Source organism: Acidobacteriota bacterium (genome assembly GCA_016208495.1).
In the GTDB taxonomy this organism is placed as follows: Bacteria; Acidobacteriota; Blastocatellia; order Chloracidobacteriales; family Chloracidobacteriaceae; genus JACQXX01.
In genome coordinates this window covers 1-22,315 of sequence record JACQXX010000171.1, presented here as the reverse complement: position 1 = coordinate 22,315, position 22,315 = coordinate 1, and the positions used below count along the sequence as shown (strand labels likewise).

General features: G+C 50.8%; 36 protein-coding genes. All 36 read right to left on the bottom strand.

Features of this window, described 5'->3' with window-relative positions:
- Positions 1-137 precede the first annotated feature (137 nt).
- Complete coding sequence (locus HY774_29685) at positions 138-1,031, bottom strand: alpha/beta hydrolase (GenBank protein MBI4752681.1); 894 nt, start codon at positions 1,029-1,031, stop codon at positions 138-140.
- Positions 1,032-1,086: 55 nt separating this feature from the next.
- Positions 1,087-2,043: a histone deacetylase gene (locus HY774_29680; GenBank protein MBI4752680.1), complete on the bottom strand. Its 957-nt coding sequence runs from the start codon at positions 2,041-2,043 to the stop codon at positions 1,087-1,089.
- Positions 2,044-2,222: 179 nt separating this feature from the next.
- Positions 2,223-3,569, bottom strand: coding sequence for an acetyl-CoA carboxylase biotin carboxylase subunit (accC, locus tag HY774_29675; GenBank protein MBI4752679.1), 1,347 nt, complete (start codon positions 3,567-3,569; stop codon positions 2,223-2,225).
- A gap of 79 nt (positions 3,570-3,648) precedes the next feature.
- Positions 3,649-4,140, bottom strand: a complete 492-nt coding sequence (gene accB / locus HY774_29670) for an acetyl-CoA carboxylase biotin carboxyl carrier protein (protein ID MBI4752678.1) — start codon at positions 4,138-4,140, stop codon at positions 3,649-3,651.
- Between the two features lie 321 nt (positions 4,141-4,461).
- The gene (gene rplQ / locus HY774_29665) at positions 4,462-4,899 is read right to left on the bottom strand and encodes a 50S ribosomal protein L17 (GenBank protein MBI4752677.1); all 438 of its coding nucleotides are present in this window, start codon (positions 4,897-4,899) and stop codon (positions 4,462-4,464) included.
- A 50-nt stretch (positions 4,900-4,949) separates the two neighbouring features.
- A complete protein-coding gene (locus tag HY774_29660; protein MBI4752676.1) occupies positions 4,950-5,942 on the bottom strand; it encodes a DNA-directed RNA polymerase subunit alpha in 993 nt (330 codons plus the stop codon).
- 91 nt (positions 5,943-6,033) lie between these two features.
- Entirely contained in the window at positions 6,034-6,669 is a 636-nt protein-coding gene (gene rpsD / locus HY774_29655; protein ID MBI4752675.1) for a 30S ribosomal protein S4, read from the bottom strand.
- A gap of 91 nt (positions 6,670-6,760) precedes the next feature.
- On the bottom strand, positions 6,761-7,180 hold the full coding sequence (gene rpsK, locus HY774_29650) for a 30S ribosomal protein S11 (protein ID MBI4752674.1): 420 nt from the start codon (positions 7,178-7,180) through the stop codon (positions 6,761-6,763).
- Between the two features lie 86 nt (positions 7,181-7,266).
- On the bottom strand, positions 7,267-7,650 hold the full coding sequence (gene rpsM, locus HY774_29645) for a 30S ribosomal protein S13 (GenBank protein ID MBI4752673.1): 384 nt from the start codon (positions 7,648-7,650) through the stop codon (positions 7,267-7,269).
- Positions 7,651-7,736: 86 nt separating this feature from the next.
- Complete coding sequence (gene rpmJ / locus HY774_29640) at positions 7,737-7,850, bottom strand: 50S ribosomal protein L36 (GenBank protein MBI4752672.1); 114 nt, start codon at positions 7,848-7,850, stop codon at positions 7,737-7,739.
- An 89-nt stretch (positions 7,851-7,939) separates the two neighbouring features.
- Entirely contained in the window at positions 7,940-8,158 is a 219-nt protein-coding gene (infA, locus tag HY774_29635; GenBank protein ID MBI4752671.1) for a translation initiation factor IF-1, read from the bottom strand.
- A gap of 125 nt (positions 8,159-8,283) precedes the next feature.
- A complete protein-coding gene (gene map / locus HY774_29630; protein MBI4752670.1) occupies positions 8,284-9,036 on the bottom strand; it encodes a type I methionyl aminopeptidase in 753 nt (250 codons plus the stop codon).
- 15 nt (positions 9,037-9,051) lie between these two features.
- On the bottom strand, positions 9,052-9,720 hold the full coding sequence (locus HY774_29625) for an adenylate kinase (protein ID MBI4752669.1): 669 nt from the start codon (positions 9,718-9,720) through the stop codon (positions 9,052-9,054).
- Between the two features lie 85 nt (positions 9,721-9,805).
- Positions 9,806-11,203, bottom strand: a complete 1,398-nt coding sequence (gene secY, locus HY774_29620) for a preprotein translocase subunit SecY (GenBank protein MBI4752668.1) — start codon at positions 11,201-11,203, stop codon at positions 9,806-9,808.
- Positions 11,204-11,494: 291 nt separating this feature from the next.
- Positions 11,495-11,941, bottom strand: coding sequence for a 50S ribosomal protein L15 (gene rplO / locus HY774_29615; protein ID MBI4752667.1), 447 nt, complete (start codon positions 11,939-11,941; stop codon positions 11,495-11,497).
- 203 nt (positions 11,942-12,144) lie between these two features.
- A complete protein-coding gene (gene rpmD / locus HY774_29610) occupies positions 12,145-12,354 on the bottom strand; it encodes a 50S ribosomal protein L30 (GenBank protein ID MBI4752666.1) in 210 nt (69 codons plus the stop codon).
- A gap of 3 nt (positions 12,355-12,357) precedes the next feature.
- On the bottom strand, positions 12,358-12,852 hold the full coding sequence (gene rpsE, locus HY774_29605; GenBank protein ID MBI4752665.1) for a 30S ribosomal protein S5: 495 nt from the start codon (positions 12,850-12,852) through the stop codon (positions 12,358-12,360).
- 17 nt (positions 12,853-12,869) lie between these two features.
- Positions 12,870-13,229 (bottom strand): 50S ribosomal protein L18, encoded by a 360-nt coding sequence (locus tag HY774_29600; protein MBI4752664.1) that lies wholly within the window; start codon positions 13,227-13,229, stop codon positions 12,870-12,872.
- Between the two features lie 135 nt (positions 13,230-13,364).
- A complete protein-coding gene (gene rplF, locus HY774_29595; protein MBI4752663.1) occupies positions 13,365-13,934 on the bottom strand; it encodes a 50S ribosomal protein L6 in 570 nt (189 codons plus the stop codon).
- A 70-nt stretch (positions 13,935-14,004) separates the two neighbouring features.
- On the bottom strand, positions 14,005-14,397 hold the full coding sequence (gene rpsH, locus HY774_29590; GenBank protein MBI4752662.1) for a 30S ribosomal protein S8: 393 nt from the start codon (positions 14,395-14,397) through the stop codon (positions 14,005-14,007).
- A 118-nt stretch (positions 14,398-14,515) separates the two neighbouring features.
- Positions 14,516-14,701, bottom strand: coding sequence for a type Z 30S ribosomal protein S14 (locus tag HY774_29585; GenBank protein MBI4752661.1), 186 nt, complete (start codon positions 14,699-14,701; stop codon positions 14,516-14,518).
- A 68-nt stretch (positions 14,702-14,769) separates the two neighbouring features.
- Complete coding sequence (gene rplE, locus HY774_29580; GenBank protein MBI4752660.1) at positions 14,770-15,324, bottom strand: 50S ribosomal protein L5; 555 nt, start codon at positions 15,322-15,324, stop codon at positions 14,770-14,772.
- Positions 15,325-15,408: 84 nt separating this feature from the next.
- Positions 15,409-15,741 (bottom strand): 50S ribosomal protein L24, encoded by a 333-nt coding sequence (locus tag HY774_29575; protein MBI4752659.1) that lies wholly within the window; start codon positions 15,739-15,741, stop codon positions 15,409-15,411.
- Between the two features lies 1 nt (position 15,742).
- The gene (rplN, locus tag HY774_29570; GenBank protein ID MBI4752658.1) at positions 15,743-16,120 is read right to left on the bottom strand and encodes a 50S ribosomal protein L14; all 378 of its coding nucleotides are present in this window, start codon (positions 16,118-16,120) and stop codon (positions 15,743-15,745) included.
- Between the two features lie 91 nt (positions 16,121-16,211).
- Positions 16,212-16,547: a 30S ribosomal protein S17 gene (gene rpsQ, locus HY774_29565; protein MBI4752657.1), complete on the bottom strand. Its 336-nt coding sequence runs from the start codon at positions 16,545-16,547 to the stop codon at positions 16,212-16,214.
- A gap of 44 nt (positions 16,548-16,591) precedes the next feature.
- Positions 16,592-16,795: a 50S ribosomal protein L29 gene (gene rpmC, locus HY774_29560; GenBank protein ID MBI4752656.1), complete on the bottom strand. Its 204-nt coding sequence runs from the start codon at positions 16,793-16,795 to the stop codon at positions 16,592-16,594.
- On the bottom strand, positions 16,792-17,229 hold the full coding sequence (gene rplP / locus HY774_29555) for a 50S ribosomal protein L16 (protein ID MBI4752655.1): 438 nt from the start codon (positions 17,227-17,229) through the stop codon (positions 16,792-16,794). Before rplP ends, rpmC begins: the two co-directional genes overlap by 4 nt.
- Before the next feature lie 68 nt (positions 17,230-17,297).
- On the bottom strand, positions 17,298-17,954 hold the full coding sequence (rpsC, locus tag HY774_29550; GenBank protein ID MBI4752654.1) for a 30S ribosomal protein S3: 657 nt from the start codon (positions 17,952-17,954) through the stop codon (positions 17,298-17,300).
- A 9-nt stretch (positions 17,955-17,963) separates the two neighbouring features.
- On the bottom strand, positions 17,964-18,341 hold the full coding sequence (rplV, locus tag HY774_29545) for a 50S ribosomal protein L22 (GenBank protein ID MBI4752653.1): 378 nt from the start codon (positions 18,339-18,341) through the stop codon (positions 17,964-17,966).
- A 110-nt stretch (positions 18,342-18,451) separates the two neighbouring features.
- Positions 18,452-18,739 (bottom strand): 30S ribosomal protein S19, encoded by a 288-nt coding sequence (gene rpsS, locus HY774_29540; protein ID MBI4752652.1) that lies wholly within the window; start codon positions 18,737-18,739, stop codon positions 18,452-18,454.
- A 94-nt stretch (positions 18,740-18,833) separates the two neighbouring features.
- Complete coding sequence (gene rplB, locus HY774_29535; protein MBI4752651.1) at positions 18,834-19,655, bottom strand: 50S ribosomal protein L2; 822 nt, start codon at positions 19,653-19,655, stop codon at positions 18,834-18,836.
- 82 nt (positions 19,656-19,737) lie between these two features.
- Positions 19,738-20,040 carry a 50S ribosomal protein L23 gene (locus HY774_29530; GenBank protein ID MBI4752650.1) on the bottom strand — a complete coding sequence of 101 codons (303 nt, stop codon included), beginning with the start codon at positions 20,038-20,040 and terminating at the stop codon, positions 19,738-19,740.
- Between the two features lie 81 nt (positions 20,041-20,121).
- Positions 20,122-20,745 carry a 50S ribosomal protein L4 gene (gene rplD, locus HY774_29525; protein MBI4752649.1) on the bottom strand — a complete coding sequence of 208 codons (624 nt, stop codon included), beginning with the start codon at positions 20,743-20,745 and terminating at the stop codon, positions 20,122-20,124.
- 91 nt (positions 20,746-20,836) lie between these two features.
- Complete coding sequence (gene rplC, locus HY774_29520; protein ID MBI4752648.1) at positions 20,837-21,472, bottom strand: 50S ribosomal protein L3; 636 nt, start codon at positions 21,470-21,472, stop codon at positions 20,837-20,839.
- A 48-nt stretch (positions 21,473-21,520) separates the two neighbouring features.
- Positions 21,521-21,844: a 30S ribosomal protein S10 gene (gene rpsJ / locus HY774_29515; GenBank protein ID MBI4752647.1), complete on the bottom strand. Its 324-nt coding sequence runs from the start codon at positions 21,842-21,844 to the stop codon at positions 21,521-21,523.
- 102 nt (positions 21,845-21,946) lie between these two features.
- The coding region (tuf, locus tag HY774_29510; GenBank protein MBI4752646.1) for an elongation factor Tu at positions 21,947-22,315 on the bottom strand (369 nt) is incomplete at its 5' end.

The following is a 22,315-nucleotide window of genomic DNA, read 5'->3' as shown; positions in this document are numbered from 1 at the left end:
GGGTTGGGAGGCAACGTTTTCCCAGGGTTAAAACCCTGGGCTACATGCCTTCCGCCCAGTTCCTGGGCTCAAATCCGCTCTTTTTTCAACTCTTCCTCCGCATTACTGACTCTTGACTTATCAACTACTGACTCCTCTTACTTTTTCACCACCCCATTTTTCTTCAAGAAGTCGTGCAGGATGCGGTTGAATTCGTCCGGTTTTTCCATCATCAGAAAATGCCCGACACCGTCCATTTGGGTGTACTCGGTTTTGGGGGCAATCGTCCAGACATACTTTTCATAATCAGCAGTCCACATGGGTGACTTCGACAGAATATGGAGGACTGGCACGTCAATTTTGTCATCTTTCCAAATTGACTGATCAAGCATTCCCTTCATCGCGCCAACCACCACAAATTGAGGTGCAGCGAGCATTTGGGCTTTGACTTCATCGCGCAATGTGGTCTGAGCTGGATTTGGAAACATCCCGTTGATCATTTGGCCCATAACCTCCGTGTAGTCTGGTTTTTCAAACAGGCTGATAAACTGATCTATTTTGGCTTGATCGGTGAAAAACGGTCGCAGCTTACCGTCAACCACAACCAGCGCCGTCACTTTCTTTGGAAACAGGCGATAGTACTCACGGATGACCGGTGTGCCCATACTGTGCCCGATCAGCACGGCGTGTTCAACTTTGGCTTCGGTTAAAACTGCATTGACGGCTTTGGCAAAAAACGCCATTGAATATATTGATAACTCTGGTTTGTCGCTCTGGCCATGCCCCGGAAGGTCAATCGCGATCAAATGCGCATCCTTGGTAACCGCCGGAACCTGGTACTTCCAAAAGTTGAGGTTGCACGTCCATCCATGCACAAAAACCAGTGCTGTTTTGCCCTTGCCGAACTCTTTGTAGTGGATTTTGTTGCCATCCAGTTTTGTAAACTTTGAAGGCGCGGTTTCCAAAGTGGGTTCTCCAGCCAGGACGAAAGTGTCTGTATTCAGATATATACAGGCGATCAATCCTATCAACAAACTTATCTTTTTAAGCATGTGACCTCCATCTTGAATTCCCTCCAGCAATCTATTCGAACAAATTCTTCATTCTTCATGTTGACACAGTTGCCAGCGCGCGAACGTGGGAGGCAACGGTTTGAGGTAGGGTTTCCAGATTATAACCACCTTCCAGAAGTGAAACCAACCGGCCCTGACATTGCTCTTCCGCAACGTGCTTGAGGGTTTGGGTTAAGGTCATAAAATCCTGATCCGAGAGGTTCATATCTCCCAATGGATCAAACCGATGAGCGTCAAATCCGGCTGAGATCAGAATAAAATCAGGTTGAAAGCGGCTGAGAATAGTCTTGAGCCCATCCTGAAATGCCACGACATGGCTGGCGGCTGATGTTCCCCCCACCAGAGGAATATTGAGGGTATATCCCTGCCCAGTCCCGCTCCCAGTTTCAGAACGGCTTCCCGTACCTGGATAATGAGGAAATTGATGGAGTGAATAATAAAAAACGGAAGGGTCAGAGTAAAAAATATCCTGGGTGCCATTTCCGTGATGAACATCCCAATCCACAATCAAGACGCGTTCGAGGTTGTGCTTTTCCTGGATATATCGCGCCCCTATGGCAACATTGTTAAACAGGCAAAAGCCCATGGCCCGATTTTGAGTGGCGTGATGGCCTGGAGGACGAACCAGCACAAACGCGTTTTCGGATTCACCGGCCATGACTGAATCAATGGCACTCAACACGCCCCCACTTGCCAGTCTGGCAGCCTCCCAGGATCCGGCTGAAACTGGTGTATCGAGATCAAGGGCCGCGTGACCATATTTTTGGGCATCGGTGCAGGCCAGTTGCACCAGTTCCAAATGTTCTGGAGTGTGACACCGCAAAATATCCACGTCACTCGCCTGGGTCGGTTCAAGCCAGCACAGGTCGGGCATGGATTCCAATTTATTTTTGATGAGTGAAACCCGGTGAGGACTTTCCGGGTGGGTCACGCCGGTCTGGTGTTCGAGGAATGAGGGCGTGTATAGAACGGCAGTGGGGTGGCTGGACATGATGGTTCCCCCTTAAGTAGCGAGTTGTGCGTAGCGAGTAGCGAGTTGTAAAACCAAAAGAAAAGATCTTGAATTTTTTAGCCTGTGGATTGGCCGGCAGAGAAATTTCAATAGTACAGCAAAAGGCGTTTTTGGATTGACTACTTACGACTCGCGACTCGCTACTCGCTTTCAATTCGCTACTTCTTGGCCAGAAACTTCTCCATAAACCGGGTTGAAAGATTACCGGCAATGAAATCCGGCTCGTCCATGATTCGCTGATGAAGTGGAACAGTTGTTTTGATTCCTTCCACAATCATGACTTCGAGGGCTCGTTTCATTCGGGCGATTGCCATTTGGCGGGTTCGGGCATGGACAATGAGCTTGGCAACGAGCGAGTCGTAGTTTGGTGGCACCACATACCCAGGATAGGCATGGGTATCAATGCGCACACCTGGTCCGCCAGGAAGGTTGAGTGCGGTGATCAATCCAGGGCTTGGCGTAAATTTGACTGAATCTTCAGCATTGATGCGGCATTCAATCGCATGGCCTGAAAACACGATGTCTTCTTGCCGGAAATCAAGTTTTTCCCCATTGGCAACCAGGATCTGAGCCACCACCAGATCAGCATTGGCGACCATTTCCGTGACCGGATGCTCAACCTGAATGCGCGTGTTCATTTCCATAAAGTAGTACTCGCGCGTGTCAGCATCCACGATAAATTCAATCGTGCCCGCATTGACATAATCCACGTGCTGGCAGGCTTTAATGGCCGCCGCCCCCATTTCAGCCCGCATTTCAGGTGTGACCATGGGTGACGGAGATTCTTCGATCAGCTTTTGATGGCGACGTTGGATCGAACATTCCCGCTCACCAAAGTGAAGCGTTTGCCCGTGCTGATCAGCCAGGACCTGAATTTCAATGTGTCTCGGGTTGACAATGTATTTTTCAATATAGACGCCGGCATTGCCAAATGCGGCACCAGCTTCAGCCTGAGCGGTTTCAAGCTGAGTGAGTAAGTCTTCCAGTGAATAAACAATGCGCATTCCGCGTCCGCCGCCACCCGCCGTCGCTTTGATAATGACGGGGAAGCCAATCCGATTGGCCACTTCAATGGCGGTTTCTGGGGAATCAATGATGCCGTCGCTGCCTGGAAGAATTGGCACACCCGCCGCCTTCATCGTGGCTCGGGCCGAAGCCTTGTCACCCATGGCCCGAATTGCGCTCGGCGGAGGGCCAATAAAGGTGAGATTGCACGCCTGACAGACCTCAGCAAAATGGGCATTTTCCGATAAAAATCCATATCCTGGATGGATGGCGTCAGCATTGGTTATTTCCGCGGCACTGATAACGGAAGGGATTTGGAGATAACTTTCGCGTGAAGGAGGTGGCCCGATACAAATGGCTTCATCCGCAAAACGGACATGGAGCGAATCAGCATCCGCTTCAGAGTACACGGCTACGGTTTTGATGCCCAATTCGCGACAGGCCCAAATGATCCGGCAGGCGATTTCGCCACGGTTCGCAATTAGAATTTTCCGAAACATAAGGTATCAGGTGGTTTCTTGGTTCTTGGTTCTTTGAAAGGATGCCCCTCAGTGCCAGGTTCCAAGCACGAGGCACAGGTTAATCAACTTTGATCCCAAAAATCGGCTGACCATATTCAACCGGTTTGCTGTTTTCCTGGTAAATCTCAACCACTTCACCACTGACTTCCGATTCGATTTCATTCATTAATTTCATGGCTTCGATAATACACAGCACCGTCCCTGGCTGGACCCGAGTTCCAATTTCAACAAATGATTTGGCTGTTGGGCTTGGGGCTCGATAGAACGTGCCTACAATCGGAGATTTCACGGTGTAGAGGTTCTGGGTTTGTGGGGTGGCAGGTGGTTCTGGGGCAGGTGGTGTCGGAGGTGGAGCAGCAACTGGCGGATGCGCCATCACGGCTGGGGGCACACTTGCGGCTTCGATTGCGTGACTGGGAACCGCAACCGTGGCGGTTTGGCCATGGGCGGTTCGAATTCGCAGTTTGAATCCGGCACGTTCCATCTCGAACTCAGCAATTCGGTTTTCTGAAATGATCTCAATCAGTTCTCTCAGTTCTTTTTGGTTCATACTGTGCTGCCTTTTATGAGTGAAGTCTGCGGGTTGAGTGGTATCCCATAACAAAACAAAGCCCCAACACATCCGATCACATATGGGCCAGATGGTTGGGGCAAATCAATTCCAAATGCTGCAGGTCAAAGGGCTTTTTTGGCAGTTTGGTACGTGCTGGCGATAGGGGAGTGTCAGGCACAGGCGCATGACCTTTCGGAGAGCACGGTCGGCTGGGTGCGTGGAAGAGTGGAAATTTGGATTGGAATGAAGTCTTCACACCCAAAAACAGCCACCACCCTGGCCGGGCCAAAAAAGGGAGGGAAAGGGTCTGAGTCCAGGTTATTCCTCTGGCTTGTATTCACTGCCAAGTAATTCAATAAGCGCCATTTCAGCGCCATCACCCCGACGATGTCCCAGTTTAACAATGCGGGTATATCCGCCTGGACGATCACTAAACCGGGCAGCAATCGTATCAAACAATTTGCTGACCGCCAGCACCCCGGCGGTTCGAGGTGCCCGTTGATGACCACGGCCACCATCGGGAATCCGGTTCTGGTTACCAGCATGAAAATAGCTGGCGGCCAAACGACGGGCATGCAAGTCACCGCGTTTGCCCAGGGTAATGGCCCGTTCGACAAATGGACGCAGCTCTTTGGCTTTGGGCAGAGTGGTCACTAACCGCTCTTCAATAATGAGCGAGGTGGCGAGGTTGCGTAACAGCGATTTACGGTGTGCTGAGGTTCGCCCCAATTTCCGGTGTGCGTTTAAGTGTCTCATAGTCGTTTCCACGTGAATGGGAAAACTGTCCTCACGACAGTTCGCCCAAATTACTCGTCGCGATACCCAACGATGTTCCCTTCATCATCAAAAATGGTACCAAGGCGGAGACCCATCGCGGTCATGATTTCCTTGATTTCGTTTAAAGACTTGCGTCCGAAATTCTTGGTCTTCAACATTTCCTGCTCAGTTTTCTGAACCAGTTCCCGAATGGTGCGAATATCAGCATTCTTCAGGCAGTTGTAGGATCGAACGCTTAATTCAAGTTCCTCAACCGAACGATCCAGATACTCATTGACGGTCCGTTTTGGACGATCAATGATTTCAGGTTCCTTCATTTCGGGTTCGGTATCATCAAAGTTGATAAAGATCGTCATATGATCCTTAATCAATTTTGCCGCCAACCCAATCGCATCATCCGGTTTGATACTCCCGTTGGTCCATACCTCAATCGTCAACTTGTCAAAGTCGGTATCCTGACCCAAACGGGCCGCTTCAACCTGGTAATTGACTTTTTTGATTGGCGAATGAACGGAGTCAATTGGAATATAGCCAACTGAAAGATCTTCGTCTGTATTTCGGTCAGCCGGAACATACCCACGTCCCATTTTGAGCCGCATCTCGATTGAAAGGCGACCACCTTCACTGACTGTGGCAATCGGAATTGAGCCATCCAGAACTTCGATGTCGGCGCCAATTTCAATATCGCGGGAGTAAACCACGCCCGGCGTGTTACTTTCGAGACGGATGGTTTTGACTCCGGCACCGGTCATCAAAAATGGAATTCGTTTCAGGTTTAAAATAATATCGGTTGCATCTTCGGTGACACCAGGAATTGAGGAAAACTCATGGAGCACCCCTTCGATTTTGACAGCCGTAATCGCCGCACCTTCGATTGATGATAACAGCGCACGGCGCAGGCTGTTGCCGATAGTCGTCCCAAACCCACGTTCAAACGGCTGAGCATAAAAGCGACCGTATTTGTCCGTTAAGGTTTCAAAATCGCAAGCCAGGCGCTTTGGCTTTTGGAAGCCAGTCCACATACCTTCTGCTCCTTCAGAACAAAGGAGCCGGACAGCACAGCCCGCGCTTTTGGTGCAGGGCTATGGCGTTCGGCTCTGAAATTAAGTGCTCTTACTTGGAATACAATTCGACAATCATCTGCTCCCGGATATCTTTGTCGATATCTTCCCGGCGTGGCAGGGAAACAATTTTGCCAGCCAGTTTGGCGGCATCAACAATTTCAACCCAGGCTGGACGAACGCCACGACCTCCCGCGGTTTGGAAGGCATTCAGGATATGAACATTGGTCAGGCTGCCATCGCGTACACTGACAGTGTCTCCAACTTTGACCACAAAGGATGAAATATTCACCTTGCGATCATTGACCCGGATATGTCCGTGGTTGACCAATTGCCGGGCTTGAGCTCGTGATGCGGCAAAACCCATCCGGTACACAACATTGTCAAGCCGGCGTTCAAGACTGGAAAGCAGGTTTTCACCCGTTACCCCTTTTTGGCGGACAGCGCGCTCAAAACAAGACCGGAATTGGCCTTCGAGCATACCGTACATGCGTTTGACTTTTTGTTTTTCACGCAATTGTTCGCCATAGCCGGTTAACTTCCCACGACGGGACTCACCATGCTGTCCCGGAAGTTTCTTTCGCTTATCAATTGCACAAGAAGGTTTGAAACACCGTTCGCCTTTCAAAAAAAGCTTCACGCCTTCTCGGCGACACAAACGACACACAGGACCACGATACCTTGCCAAGCAATCCCTCCCAAGCCCATTTGGTGTGGGCTTTCACATCTCAAGAAATCAAATAAGTTCGCGTTATGGTGTAACACAAGACAACGCCACATTAGACCCGCCGACGCTTGCGCGGTCGGCATCCGTTGTGGGGGATAGGTGTCACATCTTTAATGACTTTGACGTCGATGCCAGCAGCCTGGACAGCACGGATGGCGGATTCACGGCCTGACCCAGGGCCTTTGACCCGGACTTCAGCCAGTTGCATGCCATTTTCCTTAGCCTGAATTGCCGCTCGTGCCGCAGCCTGCTGAGCAGCAAACGGAGTTCCCTTGCGAGATCCCTTAAAGCCCAATGCCCCAGCACTGCTGGCGCTCACCAGATTTCCATCCAGGTCGGTAATGCTGACGAGCGTGTTATTAAAGGTCGCTTGAATGTGCACAATGCCTTGCGGCACATTTTTGCGTTCCCGTTTTTTAAAAATTTTCTTTTTTGCTCCCGCTTTTCCAGCAGTTGTCGTCTTCTTGGCCATTGTATTCTTACTCAAGTGATAAACAGTGAATTAATCCTGAAGGAGACCACCAGGGTGGCCCGCCCATGTCAAAGGATACCCGTCGCTTACTTCTTACCAGGGGCTTTCTTCTTGGCCACCGTCGCCCGACGTGGACCTTTGCGGGTACGTGCATTGGTATGTGTCCGCTGTCCACGGACCGGCAAACCTTTGCGGTGACGAATCCCGCGATAGCATTGAATTTCCACCAGGCGCTTAATGTCGAGTTGAATTCGTTTGCGCAGATCGCCTTCTACATCACCCTGGCGATCAATGACGGTCCGAATCCGGGTCAGTTCATCTTCGCTCAGATCCCGAATTCTCCGATTTTTATCGACATTCGCTTCCTCAAGAATCAGGTTCGCGCGTGAACGTCCGATGCCGTAAATGTAGGTTAAACCGATTTCGGCGCGTTTATTTTGAGGTAAATCAATTCCAGCTACACGTGCCATGTTGCGTATTCCCAGTCAAAATGGTTGAACTTCCGTTGGTTGCAATTAATTTCAGGCGTGAGGCCACTCCTCATTCTTGAGGAAGGTTATCCTTGACGCTGCTTGTGTTTAGGATTCTCGCAGATAACGCGCACAATCCCTTTGCGATGAATAAGTTTGCACTTATCGCAGATTTTTTTTACTGACGCACGTACTTTCATAACTCTCCCAGCAACAATGAAAAACAATCGTGAGTTCTTGCGGTTTCGGGTGAAACCCCGGGATCAAAGTTTTCGGTCTTTGATATGAATTACTTGTAGCGATACACGATCCGGCCTCGGGTCAGGTCATAGGGCGAGAGTTCGACCAATACCTTATCCCCTGGCAAAATTTTGATAAAATTCTTGCGCATCTTCCCAGAGATTCGGGCTAATACTTTGTGTTTATTTTCAAGTTCGACGCGAAAAGTGGCATTGGGTAAGGCTTCAAGCACCGACGCCATGACTTCAATTGAATCTTCCTTAGACATATCCCCCTTCAGTGGAGCGTAATAGGTTGAAATGATGGTTTGCACTTAGGAAAAGTGGAGGGAGTTTAGCGAACCGCGCAGACTAGCATAAAAAAGAAGCGGTTGTAAAGGATCAAGTCCCTGAATCAATCAACCAGTGTTAAAACTCGTGGGCCCTCTTCGGTAATGGCGATGGTATGTTCAAAGTGGGCAGAGAGTTGACCATCTAAGGTGACCGCTGTCCATCCGTCATTTAATACCCGAATGGCGTGAGTGCCGGCATTGACCATTGGTTCAACGGCTAGTACCCATCCGACCCGTAACCGCTGTCCCGTGTTCGGACGTCCCCGATTGGGAACCTGTGGATCTTCGTGCATTCGGCGACCAATACCGTGACCACAAAACTCCCGAACCAGACTATAACTCAGTGGCTCAATGTAAGATTGAACCGCATATGAGATATCGTAGAGCCGATTTCCCAATCGCATTTGATCAACCGCCTGAAAGAGCGAGGCTTCCGTGTGTTTGATCAACGCTTTGGCGGACTCAGTAATCGTTCCAACGCCAATTGTGGCTGCGGTATCCCCAACATACCCATCCAGAGTGGCGCCACAGTCAATGCTGATGATGTCACCATTTTTGAGAATTCGGGATGAGGAGGGGATTCCATGAACAATTTCATCATTGATTGATGTGCAAATGTGTTTTGGATATCCCCGGTACCCCTTGAATGGCGAAATGGCATTTCGTTCTTTGAGCCAGGAAATCGCAAAGCGGTCGAGATCCTCAGTGGTAACTCCCGGTTGGGCCATTGCGCACAGTTCTTTCAGCAGGGTCCCGACCAACTGGCCGGCTCGATACATTTTTTCAATTTCTGCTTTTGATTTGGCAATGACCATACCGTATCGCTTCTCTCACCAGGCAGCAGCAGACTCAGATTCGAGCGCCCGTTTTAACTCAGCAAAGGCCGCCTCAACATCTTGATTTCCATCAATCACGCGTAAGACTCCTTTTTCTTGAAAGGATCGAACGAGAGGCTCAGTTAACTCAGCATAATTGGTCAGTCGGGTATCAACCACATCTTCCCGGTCATCATCTCGTTGTTGCAGGTTGCTTGATCCACAGTGGTCACATATTCCAGCCACAGCCGGTGGGACGAAATACAAATTGTAAATCGCGCCGCACTGTCCGCAGGTCCGTCTTCCGGTCAATCGTTGAAACAGCACTTCCCGTGGAACTGAAATTTCAATGGCGATCAGACGGGTTCCCTGCCGATGGACCAAAGTTTCTAAAAATTCCAGTTGCGGCCTGGTTCGGGGATACCCGTCCAGGATATATCCATTCTGACAATCACTATGGCTGGTTCGTTCAGTAACGAGGTCAGCCAGTATTTCATCGGAGACAAAGTTTCCAGTCGCCAGGACCTGGCGCACACGCTCAGCGAGTGGTGTTTCTTGCTTCGCTATTTCACGAAGCAACTCGCCCGTTGAAATGTGGGGAAATCCGAAAACTTCAGTTATCAATCGAGCCTGCGTTCCTTTGCCGGCTCCTGGTGCTCCCATCAAGATAACTGTGGTGGCCACATTCCCTCCAATTTCTTTCCCATGACATACCCGCCACAACGGGTCAGCCAGTCAGGAAAGTGGCTGGCTGGATTGAGTCCTGGGGTTACCCTCGCCGGCCACGGATTCGGCCTTTGCGCAGGAACCCGTCGTAATGCCGCATAATCAACTGCGATTCAATTTGTTGGACTGTATCCATTGCCACACCGACCACAATCAAAAGTGAAGTTCCACCAAAGTAGAAATTGAAACCTAACCCTTTGATAATCCAGCTTGTGGCAGGGTTTGAGTTCAACACCGTGTACAGTTTTTCACCAATCAATGGTAAGGCACTGACTTCAAACCCAGTGATGATAAATTGAGGGATGATACAGACGACGGCTAAATAAATAGCCCCCACCGTGGTCAACCGGGTCAAAACTGAGTTTAAATAATCAGCCGTTCGTTTCCCGGGTCGAATTCCAGGGATAAACCCACCGTATTTGCGAAGATTCTCTGCCACTTCGTCGGTGTTAAAGACAATCGACACGTAGAAGAAGGTAAAGAAAATGATTGACGATACAAAGATCAGATCATACAGAGGGTGACCAGTTCGCAACATCTGAGTTACGTTCTGAACATATTCTGATTTGATGAACTGTGCCACAGTCTGAGGGAAAGTCAGAATTGATGAGGCAAAAATCACCGGGATCACTCCGGCCATGTTCAGCCGCAGAGGCATATAGGTGGAATGACCCGCTGTTTGTTGCTTACCAACCTGACGGCGGGCATAGTGAATCGAGATCTTGCGCTGTCCTCGCTCCATAAACACCACACCAGCAATGACCGCCACCATCACAACCACCAGTAAAATCACACTCAAGGCTGAGGTTGGGTCAGACTGGGCTTTGGTCACCAATTGCTGGAGCGCATCGGGCAGGCGAATCACGATTCCCGCAAAAATCAGCAAGCTGATTCCATTCCCAATTCCCCGTTCAGTGATCTGCTCCCCAATCCACATCACGAAAGCCGTTCCAGTGCTCAGGGTAACCATCGTCACAAAAATAAACCAGACGCTTGAACCACCCACGACTAATCCAGGCTGGCCGTTGAGCCACAAAGCAATTGTCATGGATTGAATCAATGACAGGACAATCGTCAGGTAGCGGGTATACTGGTTGATTTTTCGCCGGCCCAGTTCGCCTTCTTCCTGCAACTTCTTCAAATAAGGCCAAACCACGGTCATCAACTGGAGAATAATTGAGGACGTGATGTAGGGAGTGATTCCCAATGCGAAGATCGAAACCACCCGAAAATTTCCACCTGAAAACAGATCCAGCACCCCAACCAGTGAATTCTGCAGGTCTCGCCACAGATCACTTAATTTGTCAGGATCAATTCCAGGTGTTCGAATGTGGCTGCCAACGCGGTAGACAATCAACATTCCCAGAGTATAGAAAATGCGATTCCGCAGCTCTGGAACAGAAAAAATATTGCGAAAGCTCTTTACGATCTGGTCAAACATACATCCTCAGGAGAGGTGTGGAATCCGGAAAATACAGACGCAACTGAAGTTCGCGGCACTCTGTATTTAACTTCTTCGGCGTGGATAGGCTTCTCAAGATGTGAAGCGCGTGGGAGGTCAAACTCCGTGAAGGGTTGGGTGAACACCCATCGTGATTCTTCTGTCGAAAAATTCCACTTCAGGGGAGTTTCTAAGGTAAATATGCAAATAACGTACCAATCAATATATAAAGCGAAGCGTTTCCTGGCCAGGCCAACCTTGAAAAGGGGCGATCAGGAAACGCGGAGCTGATTAGCACACTTCAACAGTGCCGCCGGCAGCTTCAATCTTGGCTTTCGCTTTGTCGCTAAACCGATGGGCCTGTACTTTCAGAGGTTTGGTCAACTCACCATTGGCCAACACCACGACGCCATCTTTCGCAAGCTTGCTGACAACTCCTTTTTCAACCAGGCTCTCAGGCGTGACGGTATCGTTGGCTTCATACCAGCGGTCCAACATCTTTAAGTTGATTTCAGTCCACTCTTTTTTGAAGATGTTGGTAAATCCCCGCTTGGGCAGCCGGCGATGTAATGGCATCTGACCGCCTTCAAAACCCCGCATCGAGGAATATCCTGAACGTGATTTTTGCCCTTTATGGCCGCGAGTTGAAGTTTTTCCGTGACCAGAACCAGGTCCACGACCAACACGCTTTTTCCGTTTATTTGCCCCCTTTGGGGCTTCCAGGTTGTGCAATCCAATCGCCATCGAAGTCTCCTTGCAGCTTGATCCGATTTTGAGCCCGGTTGCGGGTTTACGTGAGAACGTAAACCGAACAGCCTTTTCGGCGGGGAGCTGCAACCTCCTTACAATTTTATCAGCAGTTAATCAGGGTCTGAGCTTGTTTTGAGTTGCTCCAACCAACATCCTGAAGCTCGATCTGGTGCAGTGGCTCAGTCGTGGGTTTATTCTTCCACAATCCGCAGCAGGTGCGGTACTTTTGCCACGGCCCCACGGGTGCTGGGGGTATCTGGGCGCTCGACAATTTGCTGCAGTTTGGTAAATCCCAGGCTGCGCACAATGGTTTTATGGGTTTTGGGAGCGGAAATAAAGCTCCGATACCATTGAATCTTAATGCGGGCCGTTGTTCCTTTTCCGCTGTTTATCTCGCTCATGGCTTATAACTCCTCTGGCCGTTTTCCGCGAATGCGGGCGATATCGTCACGGCTTTTCATCCTGCCCAGGCCATCAAAGGTAGCCCGCACGATGTTATGGGGGTTGTTGGAGCCAATGACTTTGGTGACCACGTTCTGGACGCCTAAAGCCTGCATGATGGAACGGACAGCCGCACCGGCAATAACGCCAGTTCCTTCCGGCGCCGGTTTCAGCATGACTTTCCCAGCTCCATAGTTTCCAATCATCGGGTGTGTCAACGTGTGACCTTCGAGTGGAATCCGAACCAGGTTCTTCTTGGCTGATTCAACCGCTTTGCGAATGGCAATGGGCACTTCCTTGGCTTTCCCACTTCCAAAGCCAACCACTCCATTGTTGTCACCAACCACTACCAGCACGCTGAAGCTCATGTTTTTACCGCCCTTGACCACCTTGGTCACGCGGTTAATCGAAATTACGTTATCCTTTAAATCGAGTCCATCCGGGTTGATTCGTTGCATCGTACGCTCCCCATTTATTAAAACTTGAGACCGGCTTCACGGGCGGCTTCAGCTAAGTGGCGGACGCGACCATGGTAGATATACCCGCCCCGATCAAACACCACAGCGTCAATCCCTTTTTCCTTCGCCCGGGTTGCAATCAATTTGCCAATGGCTTGTGCAGCCTGGATATTGCCGCCTGATTGTTCGCGCAACGTTTTTTCAACCGTTGAAGCCGAGCACAATGTTTCGCCTTTTGAATCATCAATAATTTGCACGGTGATGTGCTTCAAGCTGCGAAACACGCACAGGCGTGGGCGTTCGGGGGTTCCGAACACTTTCTTGCGAATACGCCGGTGGATTGCCTTCCGCACCTCTGCACGCTCTTTTAATGCCATAATTCACTCCTCTTATACTTGTAACCTGATCAATGTGCCAGCCTGGGTCGCAAAACAGGAAACGGGGATTCCCCAATGTCCGGCCTCCAGAGAGATCAACCCAACGTTGCGGCTGAGCTGTGACGACGGTTGCTGTTACTTCTTGCCGCCTTTGCCGCCAGTTTTTCCAGGCTTGAGACGTGTTACACGGTTGGTGTAACGGATTCCCTTTCCTTTATAAGCATCTGGCTTGCGCAGGGAGTGAAGATCAGCCGCGACCTGTCCCAACTGGTGCTTATCAATCCCGGTTAAAGTGACGGTTGTCTGGTACTGGGGGATCTGTCGGGGGAGTTTTTCAATTTTGCAATCGATTCCTTGCGGAAGCGTAAACTCCACGGGGTGTGAATATCCAAGGCTGAAGGCGATCATCCGACCTTTTAATTCGGCCTTATAACCGACGCCAACCACATCCATTTGCTGAACAAACCCGTCAGTCACACCTTTGACCGCATTGGCAACCAGGGCCCGAACCAGACCATGCAAGGCTGCAAATTCATCGCCGGCTCGTTCAATCACCAGGGTTGCCCCTTCTTGTCGCAGGCTCAGACCGGAAGGAACTTTGGTTTCAAGCGCCCCTTTCGGACCTTTGACATCGATTTTTTCAGGTGTGATGTTCACCGAAACGCCCGAAGGCAGAGGAATTGGCTTCTTTCCAACTCGTGACATATGCTTTTCTCACTACCTCTTCTGGCTGATCATTGCTCAGTTCTTGCCCATCAGATCGGCCAACGCTGAATTAGTAAATTTGACAGACCAGTTCGCCGCCAACTTTGGTTTTCCGGGCTTGTTTCCCGGTCATAATCCCGTGTGAGGTGCTGACAATATTGATCCCCAGGCCACCCAAGACATTTGGGATTTCAGTGCTGGAGATATAGCGCCGGCAGCCAGGTCGTGAAACGCGCTGCAACACGTTAATGACCGGCTCACCCTTGGGACCGTACCGCAGGTAGAGGCGAATCATCCGCTTGGGGCTTTCACCAGCCACCTTGTAATTATTGATATAACCTTCTTCTTTTAAGATTCGCGCAATCTCGAGCTTCATTTTTGAAGCCGGGACATCAACTTTTTGATGTCGGGCACTGAGCGCATTGCGCATCCGTGTCAGCATGTCTGCGATTGGATCAGTCATCGAATCACTCCACAACCTTATAATGTCAGAAAAATTCAGGCTTGGGCGGCACCCACCCGGCCCACCCTACAGCTCAGGCCCATCGGCGCCGAACCAGGGACAACAACCACGACTCATATTACCAGCTTGATTTGGTCACGCCCGGAATTTGCCCTTCCAACGCCAATTGGCGGAAGCAGATGCGGCAAATTCCAAACTTGCGCAGATACGCTCGGGGGCGACCACACCGCTTGCAGCGATTGTACCCACGGACATCAAATTTCGGCTTACGGTTTGCTTTCGCAATCAAGGATTTCTTTGCCATAACGGCTTCACTCTCACCTTCTTTTCGTGAAGTTTGGGTTTCACTCCGCAGTCAACCTGAGCGGGTGCTTAGTTTTGTCGGAAAGGCATTCCAAAGAACCGCAGCAAGGTACGTCCTTCTTCATCGGTTTTGGCAGTTGTCACAATTGAAATATTCATGCCACGCGCTTTGTCAACCTTGGCGAAATCAACTTCCGGGAAGAGCAACTGGTCTTTCAGCCCAAGGGTGTAATTGCCACGTCCATCAAATGCTTTACCGGAGACACCGCGAAAATCACGAACGCGAGGTAAGGCAATGCTCACCAACCGGTCGAGGAACTCATACATCCGGTCGCCACGCAAGGTCACCATCACCCCAATTGGATCTTTTTCGCGCAATTTAAATGAGGCGATTGACTTTTTGGCACGGGTCACAACTGACTTTTGTCCGGTGACGGAACCCAGTTCTTCAGCGGCCACTTCGAGCACTTTGGTGTTTTTGGTCGAGATATAATCTCGGCCAACGCCCATATTGATGACGATCTTTTCCAGTTTCGGCACGGCCATTGGGTTAGTGTAGCCAAACTGGCTGACCATCTTGGCGGTAATTTCTTCACGATATTTTGTTTTGAGTCTGGGAACCATGATTAACTCTCTACGCTTTAGATAGACTGAAAACAGTTCACGCCAGAGCGGGACAGCAGTACTGCTGATGCCCGTCACACCACCCTAGCGTTGTTCAATAATGGCACCGCATTTTTTGCACTGCCGTTTACGGCTTTCGTCTTCAAGCACTTTGATTCCAACGCGGGTGGGGGCACCACAGCTTGGGCAGACCACCTGCACGTTTGAAATATTGATGTAGGCTTCGCGCTCGATAATGCCGCCGGCTCGACTGAGCTGAGGGTTGTTTCGCTGGTGGTGCTGCGCCATCGCAACCCCTTCCACCAAGACTTTTTGATCTCGCGGCTTGACAGACAACACCCGCCCACGTTTTCCAACATCTTTCCCGGTCAACACAACGACCAGGTCATTTTTGCAAACCTTTGCTTTTGCTGGCATTTCAAATCACCTCCGGCGCCAAAGAGATAATCTTCATGAACTTCTTGTCGCGGAGTTCACGGGCAACAGGTCCGAAAACGCGCGTCCCAATGGGATCCCACCCTTCTGACCCTTTCTTGATCAATACTGCGGCATTCTGGTCAAAACGCACATAGGTTCCGTCCTTGCGGCGGACTTCCTTCCGGGTCCGGACAATCACGGCTTTGACCACCTGCCCTTTTTTCACGTTTCCATCTGGCGAAGCTTCTTTGACGTTCGCCGTGATAATGTCACCAACGGTCGCCTTTAATCCGGTGCTACCACCCAGAGGCAGAATGCACGAGATTTTCTTGGCGCCTGAATTATCGGCGACATCGAGAATGGTTCTCATCTGAATCATAGGTCTGACTTCCTCCCACTTTGCCGCAATTGTGCTTGTCCGGCGGCCTGGTCCTGCACGTCACTCACAGGTGACGTCGGGCTGTCCGCTCCTATTGAGCCGCCCGTTGAAGAATTTCAACTACACGCCAGCGTTTGCGGGCTGACAATGGACGGGTTTCCAAAATGCGCACTTTGTCCCCAATTCTGCATTCGAGCTCATCATGGGCCATAAACTTTGAAGTTTTGCGAATGTAGCGTCGGTACTTGGGGTGCTGCACCAACCGATCAACCCGAACGACCACCGTTTTGGTCATTTTATCGCTGGTCACGACCCCGATTTTTTCGGTTCGCGGCGTCCGTGGCGTGCTGGTGACGTGAGCTTCGGCGGCTGGTGTTTCGGCTTCACCTGGTGTTGTTGACTGTGGCGTGTTGTCTTGTTCTGCCATATCCACTTCCTTTTTCGATCTTGTTCAGGTCGGTTGACACTGTTCTACTTTTCAATACCGATTTCACGGGCACGCAGAAGCGTTTTGACCCGGGCCAGGCGCTTGCGTTCATTTGCAATTTTGCGTGCGGATTCAACATCTCCCAGGCTTCGTTTGAAGCGAAGCCGGAACAAGGTTTCCCGCAGTTCCGTTTCCAGAGCGCGCAAATCATCCGTGCTGGTCTCACGTAAACCTGTCATATGCTTCATACAATCCCTCCTTGCTGATCAGCACGAGTTACAAATTTAACCTTCATCGGGAGTTTCTGGGCGGCCAATTGCATGGCATCCCGCGCCAGTTCTTCCGACACGCCTTCCATTTCAAACAGAATGCGACCCGGCTTGACCACAGCCACCCAGCCTTCGGGGGCCCCTTTTCCCTTCCCCATACGGGTTTCAGCCGGTTTCTTGGTAATCGGCTTATCTGGGAAAATACGGATCCATAATTTTCCACCGCGCTTTACGGTGCGGGTGATGGCGATACGCGCCGCCTCAATCTGTTTGCTGGACACCCAGGCAACTTCAAGAGCTTTTAAACCAAATTCGCCGAAGGATATCGCCGCCCCACGGGTTGCCATACCACACCGACGTCCGCGCTGTTGCCGGCGGAATTTGACCTTTTGAGGGATTTTATATTCTGCCATACCGTTCTCACTTTTTGCTTTTAATTAGCTTCGCCCTGGATCGTTCAAACCACGGGGACCGTTACCGATCAGGCAGTTCGCCGAGCTGGTCCGCGCCGCGCTTCGTAGATCTCACCTTTATAAATCCAGACTTTCACGCCGATCACGCCATAGGTGGTATGGGCTTCGGCAAAGCCATAATCAATGTCCGCACGCAATGTGTGGAGGGGCATCCGACCATCCAGGTATTGTTCAGACCGAGCAATTTCAGCCCCGTTCAACCGACCTGAAACACGAACCTTTACTCCCTGAGCGCCAAACTTCTTGGCATTTTCGACGGTTTTGCGCATCGCACGGCGAAAGGCAATTCGTTTTTCAAGCTGCTGAGCAATCTGTTCGGCCTGCAATTGGGCGCTCAGTTCAGGTTTTTGAATTTCCTGGATGTTGACGATGACTTCCCGACCCGTTTTGCGCTGAATTTCGGCTTTCAGCTTGTCGATTTCAGCCCCTTTTCGACCAATGATGATGCCTGGGCGGGCAGTGTGAATGATAATTTTCAATTTGTTGGCTGCGCGTTCAATATCAATGGTGGACACGCTGGCACCGGCAAATTTATGCTTCAGCTCTTTTTTCACTTCCAGATCTTCTTTTAAAAGCTGAGCAAAATCTTTCTTTGCGTACCAGGTTGACCGCCACGTCCGGTTAACGCCCAATCGAAATCCATATGGATGAACCTTCTGTCCCACTGCCGCCTCCTACTTTTTCTCGGTTTGTGCGTCTTTTTCAGTTGAAACATAGACCGTGATGTGACACGACCGTCGCTGTTCACGATAGGCTCGACCCATCGGTGCGGAACGCACCCGGCGCCGATTCTTGGTTGGCCCCATATCGACGAAGCAGCGGGTGACCACCAGGTCATCCACATCGACCATAATGTTTTGCTTTTCAGCGAGATAGGTCGCATTTGAAATCGCTGACCACAACGCTTTTGAAATTGGATGGGCTGCCCGTTTCTTGCTTAATCGGAGCAAGGCCAGGGCATCGTTCGCTTTGACGCCACGAATTTGGTCAATCACGAGCCGAGCCTTTTGCGGCGACCCTTTGATGTACTTTGCAACTGCACGTGCTTCCATAAAATCTCCACCCTACGTTTGATGAGAGCTTTTGTGTCGAGAGGCCAGACCGACGATGTGAGCGGTTTGACGGATCCTGCATCCCACCCCGGCACTTTTGCCCTGGCTCGTTACCGTCGTTTCGCCGTCTTTTCGTTCTTATCCCCAGCGTGGCCTTTGAAGGTACGGGTTGGAGAAAACTCACCCAGCTTGTGGCCAACCATATTTTCCGAGACATAGACCGGGATGAACTTTTTCCCATTGTGCACGGCAAAGGTGTGACCCACCATATCCGGCGTAATGGTTGACCGACGCGACCAGGTTTTGTGTACCCGGCGTTCACCGGCACTGTTCATCCGGTTCACGGCGTCTGACAAGAATTTGTCCACAAACGGCCCTTTTTTCACTGATCGTGGCATAATGTTCCTCGTTGCTTCTGAGTCCTTCGTGCTTCGTCGTCACGTGCCAGTCGCTGCTCATCGGCAGTTGGCACACCAACCAAAGTCAACCGCACTATTTGCGACGTTTGACGATGAGTTTGTCCGTATTTTTGTTCTTGCGGGTTTTGTAGCCACGAGTTGGCTGGCCCCAGGGGGTCACTGGATGGCGACCACCAGAGGTTTTCCCTTCACCACCGCCGTGTGGGTGATCCACCGGGTTCATTGCGACACCGCGAACCGTTGGGCGACGACCAATCCAGCGTGAACGACCTGCCTTCCCGAAGGAAATGTTTTCGTTCTCAATGTTGCCAACCTGGCCGACAGTGGCTTGACACAGAATGGACACTTTGCGGACTTCACCCGATGGCAACCGGAGTTGTGCCATCTTATCGTCTTTGGCCACCAGCATCGCGCTCGTCCCAGCAGTGCGGGCCATTTGCCCACCTTTTCCAGGACGCAATTCAATGTTGTGAATCGTGGTGCCCAGTGGAATGTTTTTCAGCGGCAAGGCGTTTCCAACGATGATGTCTGATTCCGGGCCGGAAACCACCTGCTGACCAATTTTGAGACCCTGCGGCGCCAAAATGTATCGCTTTTCGCCATCCACATAATGAAGCAAGGCGATTCTGGCTGATCGGTTTGGATCATATTCAATGGTTGCCACCTTGGCGACAATTCCACTTTTGTCCCGTTTAAAATCAATCACACGGAACAGTTTCTTGTGTCCACCCCCACGATGCCGGACCGTGATATGACCAATGTTGTTGCGCCCGGAGATCTTCTTTCGGGCCAGGGTAAGCGCCTTTAACGGACGCACATCTGAAAGCTCATCATTGGTGAGGTAGGTTTGGTAGCGTCGTGCCGGAGAAGTTGGTTTTAACTTTTTAATGCCCATAACACCCTACACAGGTTTCGTCTAAAATTTGCTGCAGTGCACTTTGCGGTTTCGGTCCCGACCAGGTTGGCAATGCCTCTGGTTAGATCACTTCCATATATTCGGTAATGGTGGATCCTGGCTTTAACGTCACAAAGGCTTTTTTCCAATCGGATTTGCGGCCAATGGTGCGACCACGACGAACTTCTTTTCCCTGGAAGTTGGCGGTTCGAACAGCGGCCACCTCAACGTTGAAAATCTTTTCAACGGCATTTTTGATCTGAATTTTGTTGGCTCGCGGATCAACCTTGAAGGTCAGCAACTGTCCGGTTAAGGTGGTGTGCTCCTTCATATCCATGGCTTTTTCAGTGATCACCGGCGATTTGATTACATCCCAAATTGTCAACATAGGTCCCTCTCCTGCAGTTTTCAGTTTTAATCGTGATCCGTGTGAAATCTGTCAATTGGTCCGCTTAAAACTCAAAACTTAGGCCAAAATCTTTTCGATTTCCCCAACCGCGCGCTTGCTCAACACAATCTGCTCGTGCAGGAGAACATTGAAAATATTGAGTCCAAAGCTGTTGGTGTGGTCTACATCAGGAAGATTGCGTGAGGCCAGAATCAGATTCCGGTTTTCAAGTGAATCCACCAACAATGCCCGCTTTTCGACTCCGAGCGTGGATAAAATCGCGACCAGATCCCGGGTCTTGTGCTGTTGAAGGCTAAAGTCATCAACCACAATCACGCCACCTTCACGCAGCCGTTCTGACAATGCCGCGCGAATAGCACCCCGACGCATTTTCTTGGGGATTTGGTAGCCCCAATCGCGGGGCTGAGGGCCGTGTACATTACCGCCCCCTTTCCACAATGGCGAACGAAGGCTGGCGATTCGCGCCCGACCAGTTCCTTTTTGCTTCCACAATTTTCGTCCGGCGCCCGAAACATCACCGCGGGTTTTTGTTGCCACGGTTCCAGCCCGGCCTCGCGCCCGAAATTCTTTGACCGCTTCGTAAATCAACGCTTTGTTCAGCGGTGCGCCAAAGACTCGTTCGCTCAGTTCGATTTCACCGACTTCTTCATTTTTTAAGTTTCTGACTTTTACAACCGGCATATCAGCCCTCTCACCATTTGCGATGATAGTTTCAGCACCTGAACCGTGTTTTTGGTTCGTGGGAATCGTCCCTGGTCCAGATGGGATGGCGCTACGCACCAGCTTTTTGAATCAGCACATACCCGCCATTCGGACCAGGAATGCTGCCCTTCACGATCAGCAGATTCTTTTCAGAATCAACTCGCACAACCTTCAAGTTCTTGATGGTTTTGCGTTCCACGCCCATATGACCAGCCATGCGAGTTCCAGGAAAAACGCGTGACGGGAAAGCCGATGAACCAATTGACCCCGGTGCCCGGTGGAACATTGATCCGTGAGTTGACCGACCGCCACCAAATCCATGGCGCTTGATAAACCCGGCAAAACCACGACCCTTGCTGGTGCCGACCACCTGAATTTTTTCATTTTCAGAAAAGAGATCAACCAGCACTGGCGCCCCAACTTCGATCTGTTCCTCGGCGGAAACGCGAAACTCGCGTAAAATCCGGGTTGGGGGGGTCCCTTTTCCAGTTTTTTCAAAGTGTCCACGGATCGGCTTTGACACTTTCTTGGGTGGTCGATTTTCAACCAGTCCGAGTTGGACAGCGCTGTATCCATCCTTGGCCACTGTTTTCCGCTGCACCACGACACAAGGACCTGCCTGCAGCACAGTCACTGGGGTCACTGTACCATCTGGTGCAAACAACTGCGTCATGCCGACTTTTTTTCCAATTATTCCGTTAACCATTTTCAGTCCGCGCTCCCTGCCCCAATTTACTGGGCTTCCAAAAATTTCTTACTTGCGATCCCGACCAAAGGCTTTGATTTCCACATCAACACCCGCTGGCAGATCCAGCTTCATCAAGGCATCAACTGTTTGCGGTGTTGGATCCAGAATGTCCATCAAGCGCTTATGGGTGCGAATCTCAAACTGTTCACGCGATTTTTTATCAACGTGAGGCGAGCGCAACACGGTATAGCGATTGCGGACAGTTGGCAGTGGAATTGGCCCAGCCACTTTGGCGCCGGTCCGCTTGGCCGTGTCCACAATTTCCAAAGTGGACTGATCAAGCACTCGATGGTCGTAAGCTTTTAGGCGAATGCGAATTTTGTCGTTCAAGGCGTCACCTCTTCACTGGTCCAGTTGATTATTTCATTTGGTCGGCGGCAGGTGATCAGTGATTTCCCGCCGCCGGCCTCTGAAGCAATCTTATGTCTGATCTTACTCAAGAATATCTGAGATCGTACCGGCACCGACGGTGCGGCCACCTTCACGGATGGCGAACCGCAACCCCTTTTCCATCGCGATTGGGGTAATCAATTCTACTTCCAGGGCCACGTTGTCGCCCGGCATCACCATTTCCACGTTCTCCGGCAGCGTCGCCACTCCGGTCACGTCCGTGGTCCGGAAGTAGAACTGGCGCCGATAGCCTTTGAAAAATGGCGTGTGGCGGCCACCTTCTTCCTTCGTCAAAATGTAGACTTCGCACTTGAGCTTTGTGTGCGGCGTGATTGATCCCGGCTTGGCGATCACCTGGCCACGTTCGATGTCGCTTCGGTCCACACCGCGCAGCAACAATCCCACGTTGTC

Excerpts from the sequence above, each read along its gene's own strand:
- HY774_29685 (MBI4752681.1), bottom strand. The coding sequence starts at position 1,031 with ATGCTTAAAAAGATAAGTTTGTTGATAGGATTGATCGCCTGTATATAT.
- HY774_29680 (MBI4752680.1), bottom strand. The coding sequence starts at position 2,043 with ATGTCCAGCCACCCCACTGCCGTTCTATACACGCCCTCATTCCTCGAA.
- accC (MBI4752679.1), bottom strand. The coding sequence starts at position 3,569 with ATGTTTCGGAAAATTCTAATTGCGAACCGTGGCGAAATCGCCTGCCGG.
- accB (MBI4752678.1), bottom strand. The coding sequence starts at position 4,140 with ATGAACCAAAAAGAACTGAGAGAACTGATTGAGATCATTTCAGAAAAC.
- rplQ (MBI4752677.1), bottom strand. The coding sequence starts at position 4,899 with ATGAGACACTTAAACGCACACCGGAAATTGGGGCGAACCTCAGCACAC.
- HY774_29660 (MBI4752676.1), bottom strand. The coding sequence starts at position 5,942 with ATGTGGACTGGCTTCCAAAAGCCAAAGCGCCTGGCTTGCGATTTTGAA.
- rpsK (MBI4752674.1), bottom strand. The coding sequence starts at position 7,180 with ATGGCCAAGAAGACGACAACTGCTGGAAAAGCGGGAGCAAAAAAGAAA.
- rpsM (MBI4752673.1), bottom strand. The coding sequence starts at position 7,650 with ATGGCACGTGTAGCTGGAATTGATTTACCTCAAAATAAACGCGCCGAA.
- rpmJ (MBI4752672.1), bottom strand. The coding sequence starts at position 7,850 with ATGAAAGTACGTGCGTCAGTAAAAAAAATCTGCGATAAGTGCAAACTT.
- infA (MBI4752671.1), bottom strand. The coding sequence starts at position 8,158 with ATGTCTAAGGAAGATTCAATTGAAGTCATGGCGTCGGTGCTTGAAGCC.
- map (MBI4752670.1), bottom strand. The coding sequence starts at position 9,036 with ATGGTCATTGCCAAATCAAAAGCAGAAATTGAAAAAATGTATCGAGCC.
- secY (MBI4752668.1), bottom strand. The coding sequence starts at position 11,203 with ATGTTTGACCAGATCGTAAAGAGCTTTCGCAATATTTTTTCTGTTCCA.
- rpmD (MBI4752666.1), bottom strand. The coding sequence starts at position 12,354 with ATGAGCGAGATAAACAGCGGAAAAGGAACAACGGCCCGCATTAAGATT.
- rpsE (MBI4752665.1), bottom strand. The coding sequence starts at position 12,852 with ATGCAACGAATCAACCCGGATGGACTCGATTTAAAGGATAACGTAATT.
- HY774_29600 (MBI4752664.1), bottom strand. The coding sequence starts at position 13,229 with ATGGCATTAAAAGAGCGTGCAGAGGTGCGGAAGGCAATCCACCGGCGT.
- rplF (MBI4752663.1), bottom strand. The coding sequence starts at position 13,934 with ATGTCACGAGTTGGAAAGAAGCCAATTCCTCTGCCTTCGGGCGTTTCG.
- rpsH (MBI4752662.1), bottom strand. The coding sequence starts at position 14,397 with ATGACTGATCCAATCGCAGACATGCTGACACGGATGCGCAATGCGCTC.
- HY774_29585 (MBI4752661.1), bottom strand. The coding sequence starts at position 14,701 with ATGGCAAAGAAATCCTTGATTGCGAAAGCAAACCGTAAGCCGAAATTT.
- rplE (MBI4752660.1), bottom strand. The coding sequence starts at position 15,324 with ATGGTTCCCAGACTCAAAACAAAATATCGTGAAGAAATTACCGCCAAG.
- HY774_29575 (MBI4752659.1), bottom strand. The coding sequence starts at position 15,741 with ATGCCAGCAAAAGCAAAGGTTTGCAAAAATGACCTGGTCGTTGTGTTG.
- rplN (MBI4752658.1), bottom strand. The coding sequence starts at position 16,120 with ATGATTCAGATGAGAACCATTCTCGATGTCGCCGATAATTCAGGCGCC.
- rpsQ (MBI4752657.1), bottom strand. The coding sequence starts at position 16,547 with ATGGCAGAACAAGACAACACGCCACAGTCAACAACACCAGGTGAAGCC.
- rpmC (MBI4752656.1), bottom strand. The coding sequence starts at position 16,795 with ATGAAGCATATGACAGGTTTACGTGAGACCAGCACGGATGATTTGCGC.
- rplP (MBI4752655.1), bottom strand. The coding sequence starts at position 17,229 with ATGGCAGAATATAAAATCCCTCAAAAGGTCAAATTCCGCCGGCAACAG.
- rplV (MBI4752653.1), bottom strand. The coding sequence starts at position 18,341 with ATGGAAGCACGTGCAGTTGCAAAGTACATCAAAGGGTCGCCGCAAAAG.
- rpsS (MBI4752652.1), bottom strand. The coding sequence starts at position 18,739 with ATGCCACGATCAGTGAAAAAAGGGCCGTTTGTGGACAAATTCTTGTCA.
- rplB (MBI4752651.1), bottom strand. The coding sequence starts at position 19,655 with ATGGGCATTAAAAAGTTAAAACCAACTTCTCCGGCACGACGCTACCAA.
- rplD (MBI4752649.1), bottom strand. The coding sequence starts at position 20,745 with ATGCCGGTTGTAAAAGTCAGAAACTTAAAAAATGAAGAAGTCGGTGAA.
- rplC (MBI4752648.1), bottom strand. The coding sequence starts at position 21,472 with ATGGTTAACGGAATAATTGGAAAAAAAGTCGGCATGACGCAGTTGTTT.